Origin of the sequence: Streptomyces viridosporus (assembly GCF_002078235.1) — a bacterium.
Lineage (GTDB): Bacteria > Actinomycetota > Actinomycetes > Streptomycetales > Streptomycetaceae > Streptomyces > Streptomyces viridosporus.
In genome coordinates, this window is the sequence record NZ_MSGP01000518.1 from 1 (window position 1) to 18159 (window position 18159).

The 18159-nt window shown below is 74.1% G+C and carries 16 protein-coding genes; 4 read left to right on the forward strand and 12 right to left on the reverse strand.

The genetic code is table 11. The annotated features are described in order from the left end of the window. On the reverse strand, positions 1-229 hold a 229-nt coding region (locus tag B7L92_RS31020), incomplete at its 3' end, for a RidA family protein (protein ID WP_143626404.1). Continuing rightward, positions 226-1353 (reverse strand): acyl-CoA dehydrogenase family protein, encoded by a 1128-nt coding sequence (locus tag B7L92_RS31025; protein ID WP_081240656.1) that lies wholly within the window; start codon positions 1351-1353, stop codon positions 226-228. The genes B7L92_RS31025 and B7L92_RS31020, both read right to left, overlap by 4 nt. Before the next feature lie 116 nt (positions 1354-1469). Between B7L92_RS31025 and B7L92_RS31030 the strand changes: the two genes are divergently transcribed. Further along, complete coding sequence (locus B7L92_RS31030) at positions 1470-3080, forward strand: AMP-binding protein (protein WP_081240657.1); 1611 nt, start codon at positions 1470-1472, stop codon at positions 3078-3080. Positions 3081-3114: 34 nt separating this feature from the next. Beyond that, the gene (locus tag B7L92_RS31035) at positions 3115-3936 is read left to right on the forward strand and encodes a PaaX family transcriptional regulator (protein WP_081240658.1); all 822 of its coding nucleotides are present in this window, start codon (positions 3115-3117) and stop codon (positions 3934-3936) included. Between the two features lie 21 nt (positions 3937-3957). On the opposite strand, the gene B7L92_RS31040 is transcribed toward B7L92_RS31035, so the two are convergent. Together B7L92_RS31040 and B7L92_RS31045 are read right to left on the reverse strand one after the other, a co-directional pair. Then, a complete protein-coding gene (locus B7L92_RS31040) occupies positions 3958-6294 on the reverse strand; it encodes a bifunctional salicylyl-CoA 5-hydroxylase/oxidoreductase (protein ID WP_255311219.1) in 2337 nt (778 codons plus the stop codon). Beyond that, entirely contained in the window at positions 6279-7106 is an 828-nt protein-coding gene (locus B7L92_RS31045; protein WP_081240659.1) for an enoyl-CoA hydratase family protein, read from the reverse strand. Before B7L92_RS31045 ends, B7L92_RS31040 begins: the two co-directional genes overlap by 16 nt. 199 nt (positions 7107-7305) lie before the next feature. Between B7L92_RS31045 and B7L92_RS31050 the strand changes: the two genes are divergently transcribed. Then, entirely contained in the window at positions 7306-7743 is a 438-nt protein-coding gene (locus B7L92_RS31050; protein WP_081240660.1) for an ATP-binding protein, read from the forward strand. Between the two features lie 28 nt (positions 7744-7771). Here the strand turns inward: B7L92_RS31050 and argF are convergent, their stop codons facing one another. From argF to B7L92_RS31070, 4 genes are all read right to left on the reverse strand, one after another. Beyond that, positions 7772-8779 (reverse strand): ornithine carbamoyltransferase, encoded by a 1008-nt coding sequence (gene argF, locus B7L92_RS31055; protein WP_081240661.1) that lies wholly within the window; start codon positions 8777-8779, stop codon positions 7772-7774. Between the two features lie 187 nt (positions 8780-8966). After that, a complete protein-coding gene (locus B7L92_RS31060) occupies positions 8967-10190 on the reverse strand; it encodes an arginine deiminase (protein WP_081240662.1) in 1224 nt (407 codons plus the stop codon). A 138-nt stretch (positions 10191-10328) separates the two neighbouring features. Further along, a complete protein-coding gene (locus B7L92_RS31065; protein ID WP_081240663.1) occupies positions 10329-12896 on the reverse strand; it encodes a polynucleotide kinase-phosphatase in 2568 nt (855 codons plus the stop codon). Then, on the reverse strand, positions 12893-14362 hold the full coding sequence (locus B7L92_RS31070; protein ID WP_081240664.1) for a 3' terminal RNA ribose 2'-O-methyltransferase Hen1: 1470 nt from the start codon (positions 14360-14362) through the stop codon (positions 12893-12895). The genes B7L92_RS31065 and B7L92_RS31070 overlap by 4 nt, the downstream gene beginning before the upstream one ends. A 400-nt stretch (positions 14363-14762) precedes the next feature. Between B7L92_RS31070 and B7L92_RS31075 the strand changes: the two genes are divergently transcribed. After that, the gene (locus B7L92_RS31075; protein WP_081240665.1) at positions 14763-14963 is read left to right on the forward strand and encodes a hypothetical protein; all 201 of its coding nucleotides are present in this window, start codon (positions 14763-14765) and stop codon (positions 14961-14963) included. Between the two features lie 126 nt (positions 14964-15089). Here B7L92_RS31075 and B7L92_RS31080 read toward each other — a convergent pair whose 3' ends face one another. The 4 genes from B7L92_RS31080 to B7L92_RS31095 form a co-directional block, all read right to left on the reverse strand. Further along, the gene (locus B7L92_RS31080; protein ID WP_081240666.1) at positions 15090-16013 is read right to left on the reverse strand and encodes an LLM class F420-dependent oxidoreductase; all 924 of its coding nucleotides are present in this window, start codon (positions 16011-16013) and stop codon (positions 15090-15092) included. A gap of 84 nt (positions 16014-16097) precedes the next feature. Beyond that, positions 16098-16565: a DUF6099 family protein gene (locus B7L92_RS31085; protein ID WP_081240667.1), complete on the reverse strand. Its 468-nt coding sequence runs from the start codon at positions 16563-16565 to the stop codon at positions 16098-16100. A gap of 189 nt (positions 16566-16754) precedes the next feature. After that, positions 16755-17129, reverse strand: coding sequence for a nucleotide pyrophosphohydrolase (locus B7L92_RS31090; protein WP_081240668.1), 375 nt, complete (start codon positions 17127-17129; stop codon positions 16755-16757). Continuing rightward, a partial coding sequence (locus B7L92_RS31095) for an ATP-binding protein (protein WP_255311220.1) occupies positions 17122-18159 on the reverse strand: 1038 nt, incomplete at its 5' end. The genes B7L92_RS31090 and B7L92_RS31095, both read right to left, overlap by 8 nt.

The following is an 18159-nucleotide window of genomic DNA, read 5'->3' on the forward strand; positions in this document are numbered from 1 at the left end:
TGACGCGGGCCAGGTCGGCGGGGGTGCCGCCGGCCGCGCGCAGGGCGGTGAGGAGGTTGGCCAGGGCCCGCGAGAACTGCTCGGGCAGGGTGTCGCCGACCACCTTGCCGTCGCCGTCGAGGGCGGTCTGGCCGGCCAGGAACACCATCCGGGTGCCGGTGGCGACCACGGCGTGCGAGAAGCCGGCCGGCGGGGAGAGGTCGGGCGGGTTGACGCGCTCGGTGCTCACCGGTCCTCCAGACTCTTGTACAGCTCCTTGGCGACGATGCCCCGCTGGACCTCGCTCGCCCCCTCGTAGATCCGGGGCGCGCGGACCTCGCGGTAGAGGTGTTCGAGCAGGTGCCCGCGTTGCAGGGCCCGGGCGCCGTGGAGCTGGACGGCCCGGTCGACGACGTACTGCGCGGTCTCGGTGGCGAGCAGCTTCGCCATGGCGGCGCGCCGCGGGACGTCCGGCGCGCCCGCGTCGTACGCCGTGGCCGCCGCGTACACCATCAGCCGGGCCGACTCCGTGCGCAGGGCCATCTCGGCGACCTGGTGGGCGACGGACTGGAGGTCCTTCAGCCTGCCGCCGAACGCGTCCCGCCGGGCGGTGTGGTCCAGGGCCGCGTCCAGGGCCGCCTGCGCCATGCCGACCGCGAAGGCGCCGACGCTGGGACGGAACAGGTTGAGGGTGCCCATGGCGACGCGGAAGCCGCCGTCCACCTCGCCGAGGAGGTCGTCGGCGGTCACCGGCACGGCGTCGAGGGTGAGGCTCCCGATGGGGTGCGGGGAGAGCATGTCGAGGGCGCGGCCGGTGAGGCCGGGGCGGTCGGCGGGGACCAGGAAGGCGGTGACGCCGCGGGCGCCCGCGCCGGGGGTGGTGCGGGCGAAGACGGTGTAGAGGTCGGCCTCGGGGGCGTTGGAGATCCAGCACTTCTCGCCGGTGAGCCGCCAGCGGCCGGGGCCGTCCGGGTGAGCGGCGAGCGACAGCGCCGCCGCGTCCGAGCCGGCTCCCGGCTCGCTGAGCGCGAACGCCGCGACCGCGCTGCCGTCACCCACCCGGGGGAGCCAGCGGGCGCGCTGGGCGGCGGTGCCGTGGGCGTGCACCGGGTGGGCGCCCAGGCCCTGGAGGGCGAGGGCGGTCTCCGCCTCGGTGCAGACACGGGCCAGCGACTCCCGCATCAGGCACAGGTCGAGGGCGCCGGAGGTGAACAGCCGGGGCAGCAGGCCGAGGGTGCCGAGCTCGGCGACGAGCGGGCGGTTGACACGGCCGGGTTCCCCCTTCTCGGCGAGCGGGCGCAGGCGTTCGGCGGTCAGGGCGCGCAGCTCGGCGCACCAGGTGATGTGTTCCGGTTCGAGCGAGAATGCGGTCATCGCCGGTTCCTTCCCTCGCCGCCGCCCCCTTCCGAGGCTATCGCGTACCGTTGACTGCCGTCACCAACGCGATACGCTCCTGGTGCGAGCCCACCACTCCGAGGGGGCGCACCGACATGAACCCACGGGCCACCGCGCACGTCGACACCTTCGCCCGCGACCGTCTCCCGCCACCCGGACAGCGGCCCGAGCTCCGCTTCGACCTGCCGGAGCTGGCCTACCCCGAGCGGCTGAACTGCGCCACCGAACTGCTGCACGGCCCGCCCGGCGACCGCCCCGTCTTCCGCACCCCCGACGGCGCCGACTGGACCTACGACGAGCTGCGCGCCCGGGTGGACCGGCTGGCGCACGTCCTCACCGACGACCTCGGGGTGGTCCCCGGCAACCGGGTGCTGCTGCGCGGCCCCACCACGCCGTGGCTGGCGGCCTGCTGGCTGGCGGTGCTGAAGGCGGGCGCGATCGCCGTCACCGTGCTGGCCCAGCAGCGCCCGCACGAGCTGAGCACCGTCTGCGAGATCGCCCGGGTCCGCCACGCCCTGTGCGACGTCCGGGCCGTGGACGATCTCGCCAAGGCCGAGGTCCCGGGCCTGGCGATCACCGTGTACGGCGGCGACTCCCCCGAGGACCTGCTGAACCGCCCGGCGCCCGGCACGCCCTACGCGGCCGTGGACACGGCGTCCGACGACATCGCGCTGATCGCCTTCACCTCCGGCACCACCGGGCGGCCCAAGGGGTGCATGCACTACCACCGGGACGTGCTCGCGATCGCGGACACCTTCTCCCGGCACGTCCTGCGGCCGACCGCCGACGACGTGTTCGCCGGCAGCCCTCCGCTCGGTTTCACCTTCGGCCTCGGCGGGCTCGTGGTGTTCCCGTTGCGGGCCGGGGCGAGCGCGCTGCTGCTCGAACAGGCCCGTCCCCGGCAGTTGCTGGCCGCGATCGCCGAGCACCGGGTCTCGGTGCTGTTCACCGCGCCCACGGCCTACCGCGCCATGCTCGGCGAGCTGGACGGGCACGACATCGCCTCGCTGCGCCGCTGCGTCTCGGCGGGCGAGAACCTGCCGGCCGCCACCTGGCGGGCCTGGCACGAGCGCACCGGGCTGCGCATCATCAACGGCATCGGCGCCACCGAGCTGCTGCACATCTTCCTCTCCGCCGCCGACGAGCGGATCCGGCCCGGTACGACGGGAGTCCCGGTGCCCGGATGGCAGGCGCGCGTGCAGGACGCCGAGGGCCGTCCCGTGCCGGACGGGGAGCCGGGGCTGCTGGCGGTGCGCGGGCCGATCGGCTGCCGCTACCTCGCCGACCCGCGGCAGCGGGAGTACGTGCGCGGCGGCTGGAACATCACCGGTGACACCTACGTCCGCGATCCCGACGGCTACTTCCGGTACGTCGCCCGCGCCGACGACATGATCGTCTCGGCCGGGTACAACATCGCCGGCCCGGAGGTGGAGGAGGCCCTGCTGCGCCACCCGGACGTCGTGGAGGCGGCGGTGGTCGGGCGGCCGGACGAGGCACGCGGCCAGGTGGTGGTGGCGTACGCGGTCCTCAGGGAGGGCGCGCGGCGGGACGCCGAGCGCCTGCGCGCCTTCGTGAAGTCCGAACTCGCGCCGTACAAGTGCCCCCGCGAGATCGTGTTCCTGGCCGCGCTGCCGCGCACGGCCACCGGCAAGCTCCAGCGGTTCCGGCTGCGCACCCCGGCCGGCACCGGAGATGACCAGGTGTGATGCCGGAGAACGGAACCGATCGGCACCACTTAAGATGATCAACGTGTCCGACCAGCAAGACCAGCACGCCCCGAGGTCTCTCATCGTCACGCTCTACGGCGCGTACGGCCGCTTCGCGCCGGGCCCGGTGCCCGTCGCCGAGCTGATCCGGCTGCTGGCCGCGGTCGGCGTGGACGCCCCCTCCGTCCGTTCCTCGGTGTCCCGGCTCAAGCGGCGCGGGCTGCTCCTCCCGGCCCGCACCGCGCAGGGCGCGGCCGGGTACGAACTCTCCCCGGACGCCCGCCAGTTGCTGGACGACGGCGACCGGCGCATCTACGCCGACGCACCGCCCGGTGACGAGGGCTGGGTGCTCGCCGTGTTCTCCGTGCCGGAGTCCGAGCGCCAGAAGCGGCACGTCCTGCGCTCCCGGCTGTCCGGCCTCGGCTTCGGAACGGCGGCGCCCGGCGTCTGGCTCGCCCCCGCGCGGCTGTACGAGGAGACGCGGCACACCCTGGAGCGCCTGCGCCTCGACGCCTACGTCGACTTCTTCCGCGGCAAGCACCTCGGCTTCGCGCCCACCGCCGAGGCGGTCGCCCGCTGGTGGGACCTGGACCGGATCGCCGAGCAGCACGAGGCGTTCCTGGACCGCCACGCGCGGGTGCTGCGCGCCTGGGAGCGGCGTGCGGACACCCCGCCCGAGGAGGCCTACCGGGACTACCTCCTCGCCCTGGACTCCTGGCGCCACCTCCCCTACGCCGACCCCGGCCTGCCCGCCGCCCTGCTCCCCGCCGACTGGCCCGGCACCCGCTCCACCGCCGTGTTCCGGGGCCTGCACGACCGTCTGCGGGACGCGGGGGCCGTGTTCGCGGGTCTGTGACCGGCGGCGAGGGCGAGACCGTCAGCTCCCGAGCGACAGCCGGGGCCTGGGCGCGTCCGTGCGGCCGGTCCGCGGGGGCCGGCTCCCGGCCCGGTACGGGGCGGGCCAGTCGGCACCGGGCCCGGTGTAGCCCTGCTCGGCCGCCGCGTGGAGCGTCCAGTGCGGGTCGTACAGGTGGGGGCGGGCCAGCGCGCACAGGTCCGCGCGCCCGGCCAGGATCAGGGAGTTGACGTCGTCCCAGGAGGAGATGGCGCCGACCGCGATCACCGGGACACCCGCCCGGTGGCGGATGCGGTCGGCGAACGGGGTCTGGTACGAGCGCCCGAACTCCGGCTGCTCGTCGGCCACGACCTGTCCGGTCGAGACGTCGATCGCGTCGGCGCCGTGCGCGGCGAAGGCGCGGGCGAGGTGCACCGCGTCCTCGGCCGTGGTGCCGCCGTCGGCCCAGTCGGTGGCGGAGAGGCGGACGGTCATGGGCCGTTCCTCGGGCCACACCGCGCGCACCGCGTCGAAGACCTCCAGCGGGAAGCGGAGCCGCTTCTCCGGCGAGCCGCCGTAGGCGTCCGTGCGGCGGTTGGTCAGCGGGGAGAGGAAACCGGAGAGCAGGTAGCCGTGGGCGCAGTGCAGTTCGAGCAGGTCGAAGCCGGCGCGCGCGGCCCGCACGGCGGCGGAGACGAACTGTTCCCTCAGGTCGGTGAGTTGGGCGCGGGACAGCTCGCGGGGGAGCTGGCTGCCGGGCTTGTACGGGAGGGGGGAGGCCGCGACGAGGGGCCAGTTGCCGTCGTCGAGCGGCTCGTCCATGCCCTCCCACATGAGCTTGGTCGAGCCCTTGCGCCCGCTGTGGCCGAGCTGCACGCCGATCGCGGTGCCGGGGGCCCGCGTGTGCACGAAGTCGGTGATCCGCCGCCACGCCTCGGCCTGGCGGCCGGTCCAGAGGCCGGCGCAGCCGGGGGTGATGCGCCCCTCCGGGCTGACGCAGACCATCTCGGTCATCACCAGCCCCGCCCCGCCCAGGGCCCGGGCGCCCAGGTGGACCAGGTGGAAGTCGCCGGGGACGCCGTCCGCCGCGGAGTACATGTCCATGGGGGAGACGACGACCCGGTTGCGCAGCGTCAGGCCGCGCAGCCGGAAGGGGGTGAACATCGGGGGCGTGCCGGGCGGGCAGCCGAACTCGCGCTCCACGGCCCCGACGAAGCGCGCGTCGCGCAGCCGCAGGTTGCCGTGGGTGACGCGGCGGCTGCGGGTGAGCAGGTTGAAGGCGAACCGGCGGGGCGGCTGGCCGAGGTACAGGTCCAGGTCCTCGAACCACTCCAGGCTGGCCCGGGCCGCGCGCTGGGTGGACTCGACGACGGGCCGCCGTTCCACCTCGTACGCGGTCAGCGCGTCCCGCACCGAGGGCTGTTCGCGCAGGGCCGCGGCCAGCGCCAGGGCGTCCTCGACGGCGAGCTTGGTGCCGGAGCCGATGGAGAAGTGGGCGGTGTGGGCGGCGTCGCCGAGGAGGACGACGTTGCCGTGCGACCAGCGGGCGTTGACCACCGTGCGGAAGGTGGTCCAGGCGGAGTTGTTGGACCTCAGCGGGCGCCCGCCGAGCGCCTCGGCGAAGATCTTGGCGCAGCGTTCGACCGTCTCGCCCTCGTCCGCCGCGTCGAACCCGGCGGCGCGCCAGACCTCCTCGCGCATCTCGACGATCACGGTGGAGGCGCCCTGGTCCTGCGGCCCGGAGGGCCTCGTCGGGGGGTGGTGGCCGGGCGACGGGCGGGCGTAGGGGTAGCCGTGCAGCTGCATCACGCCGTGCTCGGTCTCGGCGATCTCGAAGCGGAAGGCGTCGAAGGCGAAGTCGGCGGCCAGCCAGACGTAGCGGCAGCGGTGCCCGGTGATCCGGGGCCGGAACACGTCCGCGAAGGTCTCGCGGGTGGTGCTGTGCACCCCGTCGGCGGCGATCACCAGGTCGTGCGTCCGCGCCAGCCGCTCCGCGTCCGGCGCCTCGGCCCGGAAGCGCAGCTCCACCCCGAGGGAGCGGCAGCGCTCGTGCAGGATCCGCAGCAGCCGGCGCCGGCCGAGGGCGGCGAAGCCGTGTCCGCCGGAGGTGTGGCGCACGCCCCGGTGCACGATGTCGATGGCGTCCCAGCGCACGAAGTCCCGCTGGAGGGCCGCGTGGACCACCGGGTCGGCGTGCTCGATGCCGCCGAGCGTCTCGTCGGACAGGACGACGCCGAAGCCGAAGGTGTCGTCGGGGGCGTTGCGCTCCCAGACGGTGATCTCGCGGGCGGGGTCGAGGCGCTTGAGCAGCGCGGCGGCGTACAGCCCGCCGGGCCCGCCTCCGATGACGGCGACCCGCACGGCTACCGCCCCCGCCACTTCGGGGGGCGCTTCTCGGTGAAGGCCGCGTGGAACTCGGCGTAGTCCTCGCCGTTCATCAGCAGGGCCTGGGTGGCGGCGTCCAGTTCGACGGCGGCGGCCAGCGGCATGTCCAGCTCGGCCGTGAGCAGTGCCTTGGTCTGGGCGTACGCCAGCGCCGGACCGTCGGCCAGGCGGCGGGCGAGGGCCCGGGCGGCCTCGTCGGCGCCGCCCTCCTCGGCGAGCGTGCTGATCAGGCCGATCCGTTCGGCCTCGGGCGCCCGCACCGGCTCGCCCAGCATGAGCAGCCGGGTCGCGTGCCCGAGGCCGACCACCCGGGGCAGCAGGTAGGCGGCGCCCATGTCGCCGCCGGACAGGCCGACCCGGGTGAAGAGGAAGGCGAAGCGGGCGCTGGGGTCGGCCACCCGGAAGTCCGCGGCCAGGGCGAGGACCGCACCGGCGCCGGCCGCCACCCCGTGCACCGCGGCGACCACCGGGAACGGGCATTCCCGTACCGCCCGGACGACCTGCCCGGTCATCCGGTTGAAGTCGAGCAGCTGGGCGGTGTCCAGGGAGAGGGTCGCGCCGATGATCTCCTCGACGTCGCCGCCGGAGCAGAAGCCGCGTCCCTCGCCGGCCAGCACCAGGGCCCGCACGGCCCGTTCCCGGGACAGCTCGGCGAGCAGGTCGCGCAGGTCGGCGTAGGCGCCGAAGGTGAGCGCGTTGAGCCGGTCGGGGCGGGCGAGGGTGACGGTGGCGACGCCGTCGGCGAGGTCGACGCGCAGATGCTCCCAGCGGGTGGTGCGGGCGGCGGAGCCGGTGAAGGGACTCATGGGGCGGCCTCCTCGGGCGGGCACGGCACTGCTCACTGAGCCCTACCCGGAGAAGCTGTCTTTTATTGGTGACCACCGTCATGAATGCGCGATAAGCCGCGCGGTCCACCGGTTCGGCGCCCCCGCGTCGGGCCCCGCCGGGCGCGCCGTACCATTGCCGCTTGAAAGCAGGACAGCCTGCTCCCCGAACGGACCCGCTGTGTACGAACTCCCCCGAACCTCCGCTTCCTGGCGCGTAGCGCTGCCGCACACCACCGCGGCGGTGCCGGTGGCCCGTGCGCTGGTCCGCACGGCGCTGGCCGAGCGGGAGCACGCCGCCGACAGCGACACGGCGGAGCTGCTGACCGCGGAGCTGGTGGCCAATGCCGTGGAGCACACCTCGGGGAGGGGCCCGATCGAGCTGGTGGTGGAGCTGCTGCCGACCGGCTGCCAGGTGGAGGTGCACGACGCCGACCCGGCGCCGCCCGGCGATCTCACCCGCCCGGACCTCGGCGCGCCGGACCCCTGGCAGGAGCACGGGCGCGGACTGCTGCTGATCCGCGCCCTGAGCGCGTCGTGCGGCCACCGCCCCACCGCGTCCGGCAAGGCGGTGTGGTTCCGGCTGCCGGCGATCCCGAGCCAGCGGCGCCCCGCCTGACCGGACCCCTCCGCGGCGGGGCCGGGGCTCAGGCCAGGGTCGCCACCAGGACCGCCTTGATCGTGTGCAGGCGGTTCTCCGCCTCGTCGAAGACCACCGAGTGCGCCGACTCGAACACCTCGTCCGTCACCTCCAGCGACGACAGGCCGTGGGTCTCGTACACCTCGCGGCCGACCTTCGTGCCCAGGTCGTGGAAGGCGGGCAGGCAGTGCAGGAACCTGACGTCCGGGTTGCCGGTGGCGCGCAGGACGTCCATGGTCACCGCGTACGGCGCGAGGGCGGCGATCCGCTCGTCCCAGACCTCCTGGGGCTCGCCCATGGAGACCCAGACGTCCGTGGCGACGAAGTCGGCGCCCGCGACGCCCTCGGCGACCTCCTCGGTGAGCGTGAGGCGGGCCCCGCTGGACGCGGCGAGCTCCCGGGCCCGGTCGACGACCTCCTCGGCGGGCCAGTAGGCCTTCGGGGCGACGATGCGGACGTCCATGCCCAGCAGGGCCGCGGTGACGAGGTAGGAGTTGCCCATGTTGAAGCGGGCGTCGCCGAGGTAGGCGAAGGAGATCTCCTCGAGCGGCTTGGCGCTGTGCTCGGTCATGGTGAGCACGTCGGCGAGCATCTGCGTGGGGTGCCAGGCGTCGGTCAGGCCGTTGTAGACGGGCACCCCGGCGTGCTCGGCGAGGGTCTCGACGGTGGCCTGGGCGTCGCCCCGGAACTCGATCGCGTCGAACATCCGGCCGAGCACCCGCGCGGTGTCCTTGGCGGACTCCTTCTTCCCGATGTGCGAGCCGCTCGGGTCGATGTACGTCGTCGAGGCGCCCTGGTCGGCGGCGGCGACCTCGAAGGCGCAGCGGGTGCGCGTCGAGGGCTTCTCGAAGATCAGCGCGATGTTCTTCCCCCGCAGGTACCGGATCTCGGTCCCGGCCTTCTTGGCGGCCTTCAGCTCCGCGGCCAGCTCGAGCAGGCCGCGGAACTCCTCCTCGGTGAAGTCCAGCTCCTTGAGGAAGTGGCGGCCGGCGAGGGCGGTCGGAACTGTCGCCATGGGGCGCTCCAGGGGTGCAGGAACAGGGACGACTGGAATTCTATACGAGTAGCAGAATTTGTATGCGACCGGGTGTCGCGATCGGAACCGGACGGGTCCCGGGCGGTCCGGCAGTCCGACAGCCCGGCAGTCCGGCAGTCCGGCAGTCCGACGATCCCGCGGTCCGACGATCCCGCGGTCCACCGGTCTAGACGGGATCCCGCTGGACCGGACAGCTCATGCAGCGCGGCCCTCCCCTGCCCCGTCCCAGCTCACTGCCCGGGATCTCTATCACCTCGATGCCCTGCTTGCGCAGGTGCGTGTTGGTGGTGGCGTTCCGCTCGTAGGCGACGACGACGCCCGGTTCGACGGCCAGGACGTTGCAGCCGTCGTCCCACTGCTCGCGCTCGGCCGCGTGGACGTCCTGGGTGGCGGTCAGCACCCGGATCTCGCTGAGCCCCAGCGCGGCGGCGATCGCCCGGTGCATGTGCTCCGGCGGATGGTCGGTGACCTTCAGCTCCTTCTCCTCCACGCCCGGCTCGATGGTGTACGAGCGGAGCATGCCGAGCCCGGCGTACTGGGTGAAGGTGTCGCCGTCGACCATCGTCATCACGGTGTCGAGGTGCATGAGGGCGCGCCGCTTCGGCATGTCGAGCGCGACGATGGTCTCGGCGGAGCCGGCCGCGAAGAGTTTGTGCGCGAGCATCTCCACGGCCTGCGGCGTGGTCCGCTCGCTCATGCCGATCAGCACCGCGCCGTTGCCGATGACCAGCAGGTCACCGCCCTCGATGGTGGACGGGTAGTCGGCCTGCCCCTTGGACCAGACGTGGAAGGACTCCGCGCGGAACAGCGGGTGGTGCCGGTAGATCGCCTCGAAGTGCACCGTCTCGCGCTGCCGGGCGGGCCAGCGCATCGCGTTGATGGCGACGCCGTCGTAGATCCAGGCGGAGCTGTCGCGGGTGAAGAGGTGGTTGGGCAGCGGATCGAGCAGGAAGTCGTCGAGCTCCATGACGTGGAAGCGCACCGAGACCGGCTCCGGGTGGGCGTCCAGGAACTCCCGCTTGGTCATCCCGCCGACCAGCGCCTGCGCCAGCTCGCGCGCGGGAAGCGTCTCGAACACGGCCCGCAGGTGGTCGGTGGCCAGCGGACCGTACTCCTTCTCGTCGAAGACGCGGTCCAGGACGAGCGCACGCGCCGCCGGGACGTCCAGCGTCTCGGCGAGGAGGTCGCCGAAGAGGTGGACGGCGACTCCCCGCTCGCGCAGGACGTCGGCGAACCCGTCGTGCTCGGCGCGCGCCCGGCGCACCCAGAGCACGTCGTCGAAGAGCAGGGCGTCCTTGTTGCTGGGGGTGAGCCTTTTGAGCTCGAGATCGGGCCGGTGCAGGATGACGCGGCGCAGCCGTCCGGCCTCGGAGTCGACGTGGTAGGTCATGCTTCCATCCTGACCGTCCGGGTGCGGGTTCATCCCTCCGCGGCCGGGCCGGGGACCGGCCCGTGTCCCCCGGGGCGGCCCCGGGGGCCCGTGCGGGCCGGGCGGCCCGTGCGGCGGCCGCCCGGCCCGGACCGTGCGCTACAGGCGCGGGTCCACCGGCTCCGACTCCAGCGCCAGGACGCCGAAGACCGCCTCGTGCACCCGCCACAGCGGCTCGCCCCCGGCCAGCCGGTCCAGGGCCTCCAGGCCGAGCGCGTACTCGCGGATCGCGAGCGACCGCTTGTGGTTCAGGAACCGGGCGCGCAGCCGGGCCAGGTTCTCCGGGCGGGTGTACTCGGGTCCGTAGATGATCCGCAGGTACTCGCGGCCCCGGCACTTGATGCCGGGCTGCACCAGGCGGCCCTCCGCGTCCCGGACCAGCGCGCCGACCGGCTTGACGACCATGCCCTCGCCGCCGCGTCCGGTCAGCTCCAGCCACCAGTCGACGCCGGCCCGCACCGACTCGGGGTCGGCCGTGTCGACGTGGAGGCGGCGGGTGGTCCGCAGCAGTCCGGTGGCGTCGTGCTCGACCAGGCGGTCGAGCAGGGCGAGCTGCTCGTCGTGGGGCAGGGCGGCGAGGCTGCGGCCCTGGACGGCGAGGATCTGGAACGGCGCCAGGCGCACGCCGTCCAGGCCGTCGGTGGTCCAGCAGTAGCGGCGGTACGCCCGGGTGAACGCGGCGGCGGCGCCGGCCCGTTCGCGCTGGCGCTCCAGCAGCTCCCCCACCTCCGTGCCCCGGGCCGCCGCGCCCTCCAGAGCGGCCAGGGCGGCCGGGAAGGCCGCGCCGGAGGCGGCGCCCACGGCGGCGTACTGCGAGCGCAGCAGCCCGGACGCCTTCAGCGACCACGGCATCAGCTCGGCGTCCAGCAGCAGCCAGTCCGTCTCCAGCTCGTCCCACAGGCCGGCCCCGGTGACCGCCGTGCGCAGCCGGCCGAGGATCTCCTCCGTGACGGCGGCGTCGTCGAAGAACGGGCGGCCGGTACGGGTGTACAGGGACCCGGTGGCGCCCTCCGCCCCGAAGCGGCGGAGCGCCGTGCCGGCGTCCCGGCAGACCAGGGCGACCGCGCGGGAGCCCATGTGCTTCTCCTCGCACACGACCCGCGCGACGCCGTCCTCCCGGTACTGGGCGAAGGCCTCGGCCGGGTGCTCCAGGAAGCCGTCGAGGCGCGAGGTGGCGGTGGGCGCCATGGTCGGCGGGAGGTACGGCAGCAGACGCGGGTCGATCGCGAAGCGGCTCATGACCTCCAGGGCCGCCGCCGCGTTCTCCTCGCGGACGGACACCCGGCCCGCGTACCGGGTCTCCACCACCCGGCGGCCGTGCACGTCGGCGAGGTCCAGCGGGCGCCCCTCGTGGCCGCCGGGGGCCTCGGTGCGCAAGGGGCGGGCCGGCTCGTACCAGACCCGCTCGGCCGGTACGTCGACCAGTTCCCGCTCCGGCCAGCGCAGCGCGGTGAGCCTGCCGCCGAAGACGGCGCCGGTGTCCAGGCAGATGGTGTTGTTCAGCCAGGTCGCCTCCGGGACCGGGGTGTGGCCGTAGACGACGGCCGCCCGGCCGCGGTAGTCCTCGGCCCAGGGGTAGCGCACCGGCAGGCCGAACTCGTCGGTCTCGCCGGTGGTGTCGCCGTACAGGGCGTGGCTGCGGACCCGGCCGGAGGTGCGGCCGTGGTACTTCTCCGGCAGGCCGGCGTGGCAGACCACCAGCCTGCCGCCGTCGAGGACGTAGTGGCTGACCAGGCCGTCGATGAACTCCCGCACCTCGGCGCGGAACTCCTCGCTCTCCCCCTCCATCTGGGCGATGGTCTCGGCGAGTCCGTGGGTGTGCCGCACGTTGCGGCCCTTGAGGTGACGGCCGAACTTGTTCTCGTGGTTGCCGGGCACGCACAGCGCGTCGCCCGACTTCACCATGGCCATCACGCGGCGCAGCACGCCGGGGCTGTCCGGGCCGCGGTCGACGAGGTCGCCGACGAAGACGGCGGTGCGGCCCTCGGGGTGCACGCCGTCGACGTAGCCCAGCTTGCCGAGCAGTGCCTCCAGTTCGGCGGAGCAGCCGTGGACGTCGCCGATGACGTCGAACGGCCCGGTGAGGTGGGTGAGGTCGTTGAACCGCTTCTCGGTGACGACGGTGGCGTGCTCGACCTCCTCCACACCGCGCAGGACGTGCACCTTGCGGAAGCCCTCGCGCTCCAGGTGGCGCAGGGAGCGGCGGAGTTCGCGGATGTGGCGCCGGATGACCCGGCGGGGCAGGTCGGCGCGGTCGGTGCGGGTGGCGTTGCGCTCGGCGCACACCTCCTCGGGCACGTCGAGCACGATGGCGATGGGCAGCACGTCGTGCTGCCTGGCCAGGTCGATCAACTGGCGCCGGGCGTCCTGCTGGACGCTGGTGGCGTCGACGACGGTGCGGCGGCCGGCGGCCAGGCGCTTGCCGGCGATGTGGTGCAGGACGTCGAAGGCGTCGCGGGAGGCGCTCTGGTCGTTCTCGTCGTCGGCGACCAGGCCGCGGCAGAAGTCGGAGGAGAGCACCTCGGTGGGCTTGAAGTGGCGGCGTGCGAAGGTGGACTTGCCCGAGCCGGAGGCGCCGACGAGCACCACGAGGGACAGGTCGGTGACGGGCAGGACCCGGCCCCGCGGCTGCGGGTTCCCGGTGTGCGGGGTCTCGGTGGTGGTCATGCGGCCTGCGCCTCCTGCGCGGTCCCGGTGGTGAACACGGCCATCTGGGTGGGCGGCCCGACCTCGGGGTCGTCGGGTCCGACGGGTGTGAACTCCACGGTGTAGTCGTGGCGTTCGGCCACCTTCCCCGCCCAGGCGCGGAACTCCCCGCGGGTCCACTCGAAGCGGTGGTCGCCGTGCCGGGCGTGGCCGGCCGGGAGGCTCTCCCAGCGCACGTTGTACTCGACGTTGGGGGTGGTGACGAGGACCGTCCGGGGGCGGGCCGCGCCGAACACCGCGTACTCCAGGGCGGGCAGCCGGGGGAGGTCGAGGTGTTCGATCACCTCGCTGAGCACGGCGGCGTCGTAGCCCTTGAGCCGGCGGTCGGTGTACGTGAGCGAGCCCTGGAGGAGCTTCACGCGCGCCGCCTGCCGCTCCCCCATGCGGTCCAGCTTGAGCCGCCGGGAGGCGATGGTGAGCGCCCGCATCGACACGTCGACGCCGACGATCTCGGTGAAGGACGGGTCCCGGAGCAGTTCCTGCACCAACTGGCCCTGGCCGCAGCCGAGGTCGAGCACCCGGGCGGCGCCCGAGGCGCGCAGCGCGGCGACGATCGCCTCCCGCCGCCGCACGGCGAGCGGGGCCGGCTTCTCCTCGGCGCCCTCCTCGGTCTCCGCCTCGACGGCGTTGTCGATCTCCTCGACGTCGGTGTCGTCCGCCTCGGCCAGCCGGAGCAGCTCCAGCCGTTCCCTGGCCTGCCGGGTCAGCGACCAGCGGCGGGACAGGTAGCGGCTGGTGATCAGCTGCTGCTCCGGGTGCGCGGGCAGCCAGCCCTCGCCGGCGCGCAGCAGCTTGTCCACCTCGTCGGAGGAGACCCAGTAGTGCTTGGCGTCGTCGAGGACGGGGAGCAGCACGTAGAGGTGGCGCAGGGCCTCGGCGAGGGTGAGCGTGTCCGCCTCCAGGACCAGGTGCACGTACCGCGAGTCGCCCCACTCGGGGAACTCCGTGTCCAGCGCCACGGGCTCGGCGGTGACCGTCCAGCCGAGCGGCTCGAAGAGCCGGCCCACCAGTGCGGGGCCGCCGCGGGCGGGCAGCGCGGGCACCTCGATGCGCAGCGGGCGCGGCCGTGCGGGCAGTTCCGGACGGGCATGGCACACACCGCGCATCGCGCTGGAGAAGACGCCGCTCAGCGCCACGGCGAGGAGGGAGGAGGCCGCGTACGGGCGGTCGTTGACGTACTGCGCGAGCGCCGCGTCGGGTGCGCCGCCGCGGCCCTTGCCCTTGCCGCGCCGGACCAGTGCCACCGCGTCCACCTCCAGCAGCAGCGCCGCCGTGCAGCGCTCGGCGTCCGCCTCGGGGTAGAGGACGTGCGCCGTGCCGTGGGACAGCGTGGCCGAGAACGGGTTGTCGGGGTGCTTGTGGAGGAGGAAACCCAGGTCAGTGGCCGGGTACTGCTCGTCACCCGTGGTCGAGATCGTCAGGAACACCTGTCCGAGTATGGGTGCCGACGGGCCGGGGCGGTACTGGATTATCCCCGGGCCGCTGGAGGGCCCCGGCCCTGTCGGCAGGGGTCCCGCAGGGCTCTGCGAGGGGCGGCCGGCCGAGGTCCCGGGTCCCGGAGACGCAGCGGAGCCGGACGGCTCCTCGTACCGCCTTCAGGGATCCCGGGCCGCCGGGCGGGCCTCGCCGTTCACCTCGCGGACGTCGTGACGTGGTGCGCCCTCCGCGCGCTAATACCATGTGTCATGTCACTCTTACGCACCGTTACTTCGCCACTTCCTGAGGGCAGACCCACTTCACAGTGGCCCGACGCACAAGCACATCGGTCGCCGCCCGGACTTCCGGCAGGAGCGGCGATCGGTGAGCGGGCACCCAGGAGGTACTGCCATGAGCGTGATCCCGGCGAACCCACTTCCCATCCCCCGACCGCGACACTGGGCTGCCGTCCTCGTCGTCATCGTGGTCGTCTGCGTCCCCGTCGCACAGATCCAGGACGTCCTGACCGACTTGATCGCGCTGTCCGCGGTCCTGGTCTGCGGCTCCGCGGTGAGCGCGGGATCGGCCCGACGGCCGCGGACGACCGTGTGACCGCCGACCGGGCCCGACGAAAACTCCTTCTCCCGGCCTCCCCTTCCCCAGAAGGCCGGGAGGGAGCCGCTCGCGCCCGGTCCGGCGGCAGCCCGCGCGCACGGCGTCGTCGCGGCCGTGCGCGTGTTACGACAGCTGGGCCTGGACCTGGGAGGAGATCAGCTCCAGGTGGTCGAGGTCGTCCAGGTCGAGGAGCTGGAGGTAGATCCGGCCGGAGCCGATCCCGGCGTAGCGGCCGATCTTGTCGACGACCTCGGCCGGGGAGCCCGCCAGGCCGTTCGCCTTGAGCTCGTCGACCTCGCGGCCGATGGCGGCCGCGCGGCGGGCGACCTCCTGGTCGTCCTTGCCGACGCAGACGACGAGGGCGTTGGAGTAGACGAGGTCGTCCGGGTCCCGGCCGGCCTCCTGGGCCGCGGCGCGGACCCGGCCGAACTGGCGCTCGCTGTCCTCGAGCGAGGCGAAGGGGATGTTGAACTCGTCGGCGAACCGTGCGGCCAGCCGCGGGGTGCGGGTCGCGCCGTGGCCGCCGATGAGCACCGGCACCTTGCGCTGGGCCGGCTTGGGCAGCGCCGGGGAGTGCGTGAGGTCGTAGTACGTGCCGTGGAAGTCGAAGGTCTCGCCGACCTCGGTGGCCCACAGGCCGGTGACGATCTCCAGCTGCTCTTCGAGGCGGCCGAACTTCTCCTTCGGGAAGGGGATGCCGTACGCCTTGTGCTCCTCCTCGAACCAGCCCGCGCCCAGGCCCAGTTCGACGCGGCCGCCGGACATCTGGTCGACCTGCGCGACCTGGATGGCGAGCACTCCGGGCAGGCGGAAGGTACCGGCGGTCATCAGCGTGCCGAGCCGGATGCGCTCGGTCTCGCGGGCGAGGCCGGCGAGGGTGATCCAGGCGTCGGTGGGGCCGGGCAGACCGTCCACGGAGCCCATCTTGAGGTAGTGGTCGGAGCGGAAGAAGGCGTCGAAGCCGAGGTCCTCGGTGGCCTTGGCGACGGTGAGGAGGGTGTCGTAGGTGGCCCCCTGCTGGGGCTCGGTGAAGATACGGAGATCCATACGTCCATCCTGCACGCCGGGGTGCCCCGGCTCCGTCCGGCCCCCGGCGTGCCCCGCGGTCCGCGGCCGGTGCCGGGGGCGCGGTCAGCCGGCCTCCCGCTCCGCCAGGGCCTGGTCGCGGTCGGCCAGTTTGCGGAGCATCTCCAGGACGCGGTCCCGGGACTCGTCCGCCGCGTCGATGGCCTCCATGCACTGCCAGTACATGGCCTCGTCGTCCGCGGAGCAGGCGAGGCCGACCAGGGCGATGCCGACCTCGCCGAGCAGACCTCCGAGGTACATCAGGGACTGGCGGGCCTCGCCCAGTTCGGTGAGCTGGGCCGCGCGCAGTTCCCCCGGGCCGAGATCGGGGGTGCCCAGCACACCGCAGCCGCGGCCCGCCAGCTCCGTCAGCCCCAGTGCCTCGCCGCGCAGTTCCGGTGGGCCGGCGACCGCGAGGCGGCTGCCTATCGCCTGCGCGAGGGCCTGCGCCTGCCACACCTCGGTCAGCAGGTCCGGCCCGCCGCCCGCGGCCAGGGCCCGCCTGCTCGTCACGATGAGCCGCACAGCGTCCATGCGCCGCCCCGCCTTCTTCCGCCCGAACTCCCTTGTTCACTACCCAGAGTGAGGGAGCGTGAGACAAAAAGCCAGAGGAAGACCGAAATCTGTGGACACTCGTGCCCATTCGACCGCTCCATCGACTACGGAGAGTGACATGAGAGTTCCCTCCTCCGAGGCTCGCGGGACGCCTTCGGAGGGGCGCCGTCAGCGGGGGAACCTGTGCTCGTTGCGGTCGATCTTGGCGGCCAGGGCGGCCAGCGGGTCGATGCCGAGGACCTCGCACAGCTGGAGGAGATAGGCGAGGACGTCGGCGACCTCGTCGGTGACGCGGTGCGCGGTGCCGGGGTCGTCCATGACGCGGGCGGACTCCTCGGGCGTCAGCCACTGGAAGATCTCGACCAGTTCGGACGCCTCCACGCTGAGCGCGGCGACGAGGTTCTTCGGGGTGTGGTACGGCTGCCAGTTCCGCGCGGCGGCGAACTCGGCGAGGCGGCGCTGGAGTCCCGCCACGTCGAGGGGCTCGCGCGGGTCCCCGTCGGCGGGCGGGCCCGGGGCGGTGTCGTCGTCCGGATCAGTCACGGTCCAGGTGTACCACCGTCACCCCGTCCTCCTTGGCGGCCCAGGAGGCGTCGCTCACCGCGCCGACCAGCCGGATGTGCCCGCGCTCGCACATCCGCGCCGCCAGCCGCAGCAGTTCCGCGCGCTGGAGCGGGTCCAGTGCCCGGTCGAGGCCGTCGGCGAGCACCGTGAGGGTCTGCAGCGCGGCGGGGACCTCGCCGGGCGCGTCGACCTCCAGTACGCCGGGTCCGGTGAGCAGCACCAGCGCGAGGGCGGTGTAGCGCAGCTCGCCGTCGCCCAGCAGCCGCAGGTCGGTACGGGTGCCGTCGCCCCGGGCGAGCAGGGCGCGGACCCGTCCCGCGCCGTACGGCTCGGCGAGCAGGTCGGCGACCGGTCCGGCGCATCCGGCGCGCACCGCGGCCACGAGGAGCGCGTGCCGGCGTCCGCACTCCACGCGGGTGCGCCACAGCACCTCGGCGAGGTTGTCGCAGCCGCCGAGCAGCCGGCCGGTGCCGGCCGGCACCGGGGCGCGCATCCGGTCGGGGCGGGGGTCGCAGGGGAAGACGGAGCGCAGGGCGACCACCATCTGCTCGGCGGCGGCGAGCACCTTGCGCTGTCCGGGCGTCGTGCCGGCGACGCGCAGCGGGAGCAGCGCGGTGCCGAGGCGGTCGTCCGGCAGGGGGGCGCGGGTCACCGGGGTCGTCCCGGCCGTGTGCCAGGCGGCCTGCACCGTGCGGCGCCGGGGATCGCGCAGCGCGGTCTCCAGCAGGACCTGCCCGTCCGCCGTGAGCCGCTCCCCCACGATCCGCAGCTCGGGTTCGGCCTGGACGGCGATCTCGAGCCGGACGGGACCCTCGGGGCCGTCGGCGGTGCAGCCGATACGGAAGCCGCGGCGGTGCTGGGCGTCGGCCCGGGCCCGCTCCGGCACGCAGGCGCCCGGGTCGGGGAACGCCTCGTCGAGTCCGGCCCCAGCGGCAGCGGCAAGACCAGCGCCCTGCGCGCCTACGAGGCCCTCGCCCGGCTCGGCGGCGGGGCCGGACTCGACGAGGCG

What these genes read in the sequence shown, in the direction of transcription:
- B7L92_RS31080 (WP_081240666.1), bottom strand. Translation starts at nt 16,013, where the DNA reads ATGGATCTCCGTATCTTCACCGAGCCCCAGCAGGGGGCCACCTACGAC.
- B7L92_RS31030 (WP_081240657.1), top strand. Translation starts at nt 1,470, where the DNA reads ATGAACCCACGGGCCACCGCGCACGTCGACACCTTCGCCCGCGACCGT.
- B7L92_RS31085 (WP_081240667.1), bottom strand. Translation starts at nt 16,565, where the DNA reads ATGGACGCTGTGCGGCTCATCGTGACGAGCAGGCGGGCCCTGGCCGCG.
- argF (WP_081240661.1), bottom strand. Translation starts at nt 8,779, where the DNA reads ATGGCGACAGTTCCGACCGCCCTCGCCGGCCGCCACTTCCTCAAGGAG.
- B7L92_RS31035 (WP_081240658.1), top strand. Translation starts at nt 3,115, where the DNA reads ATGATCAACGTGTCCGACCAGCAAGACCAGCACGCCCCGAGGTCTCTC.
- B7L92_RS31045 (WP_081240659.1), bottom strand. Translation starts at nt 7,106, where the DNA reads ATGAGTCCCTTCACCGGCTCCGCCGCCCGCACCACCCGCTGGGAGCAT.
- B7L92_RS31065 (WP_081240663.1), bottom strand. Translation starts at nt 12,896, where the DNA reads ATGACCACCACCGAGACCCCGCACACCGGGAACCCGCAGCCGCGGGGC.
- B7L92_RS31025 (WP_081240656.1), bottom strand. Translation starts at nt 1,353, where the DNA reads ATGACCGCATTCTCGCTCGAACCGGAACACATCACCTGGTGCGCCGAG.
- B7L92_RS31075 (WP_081240665.1), top strand. Translation starts at nt 14,763, where the DNA reads ATGAGCGTGATCCCGGCGAACCCACTTCCCATCCCCCGACCGCGACAC.
- B7L92_RS31060 (WP_081240662.1), bottom strand. Translation starts at nt 10,190, where the DNA reads ATGACCTACCACGTCGACTCCGAGGCCGGACGGCTGCGCCGCGTCATC.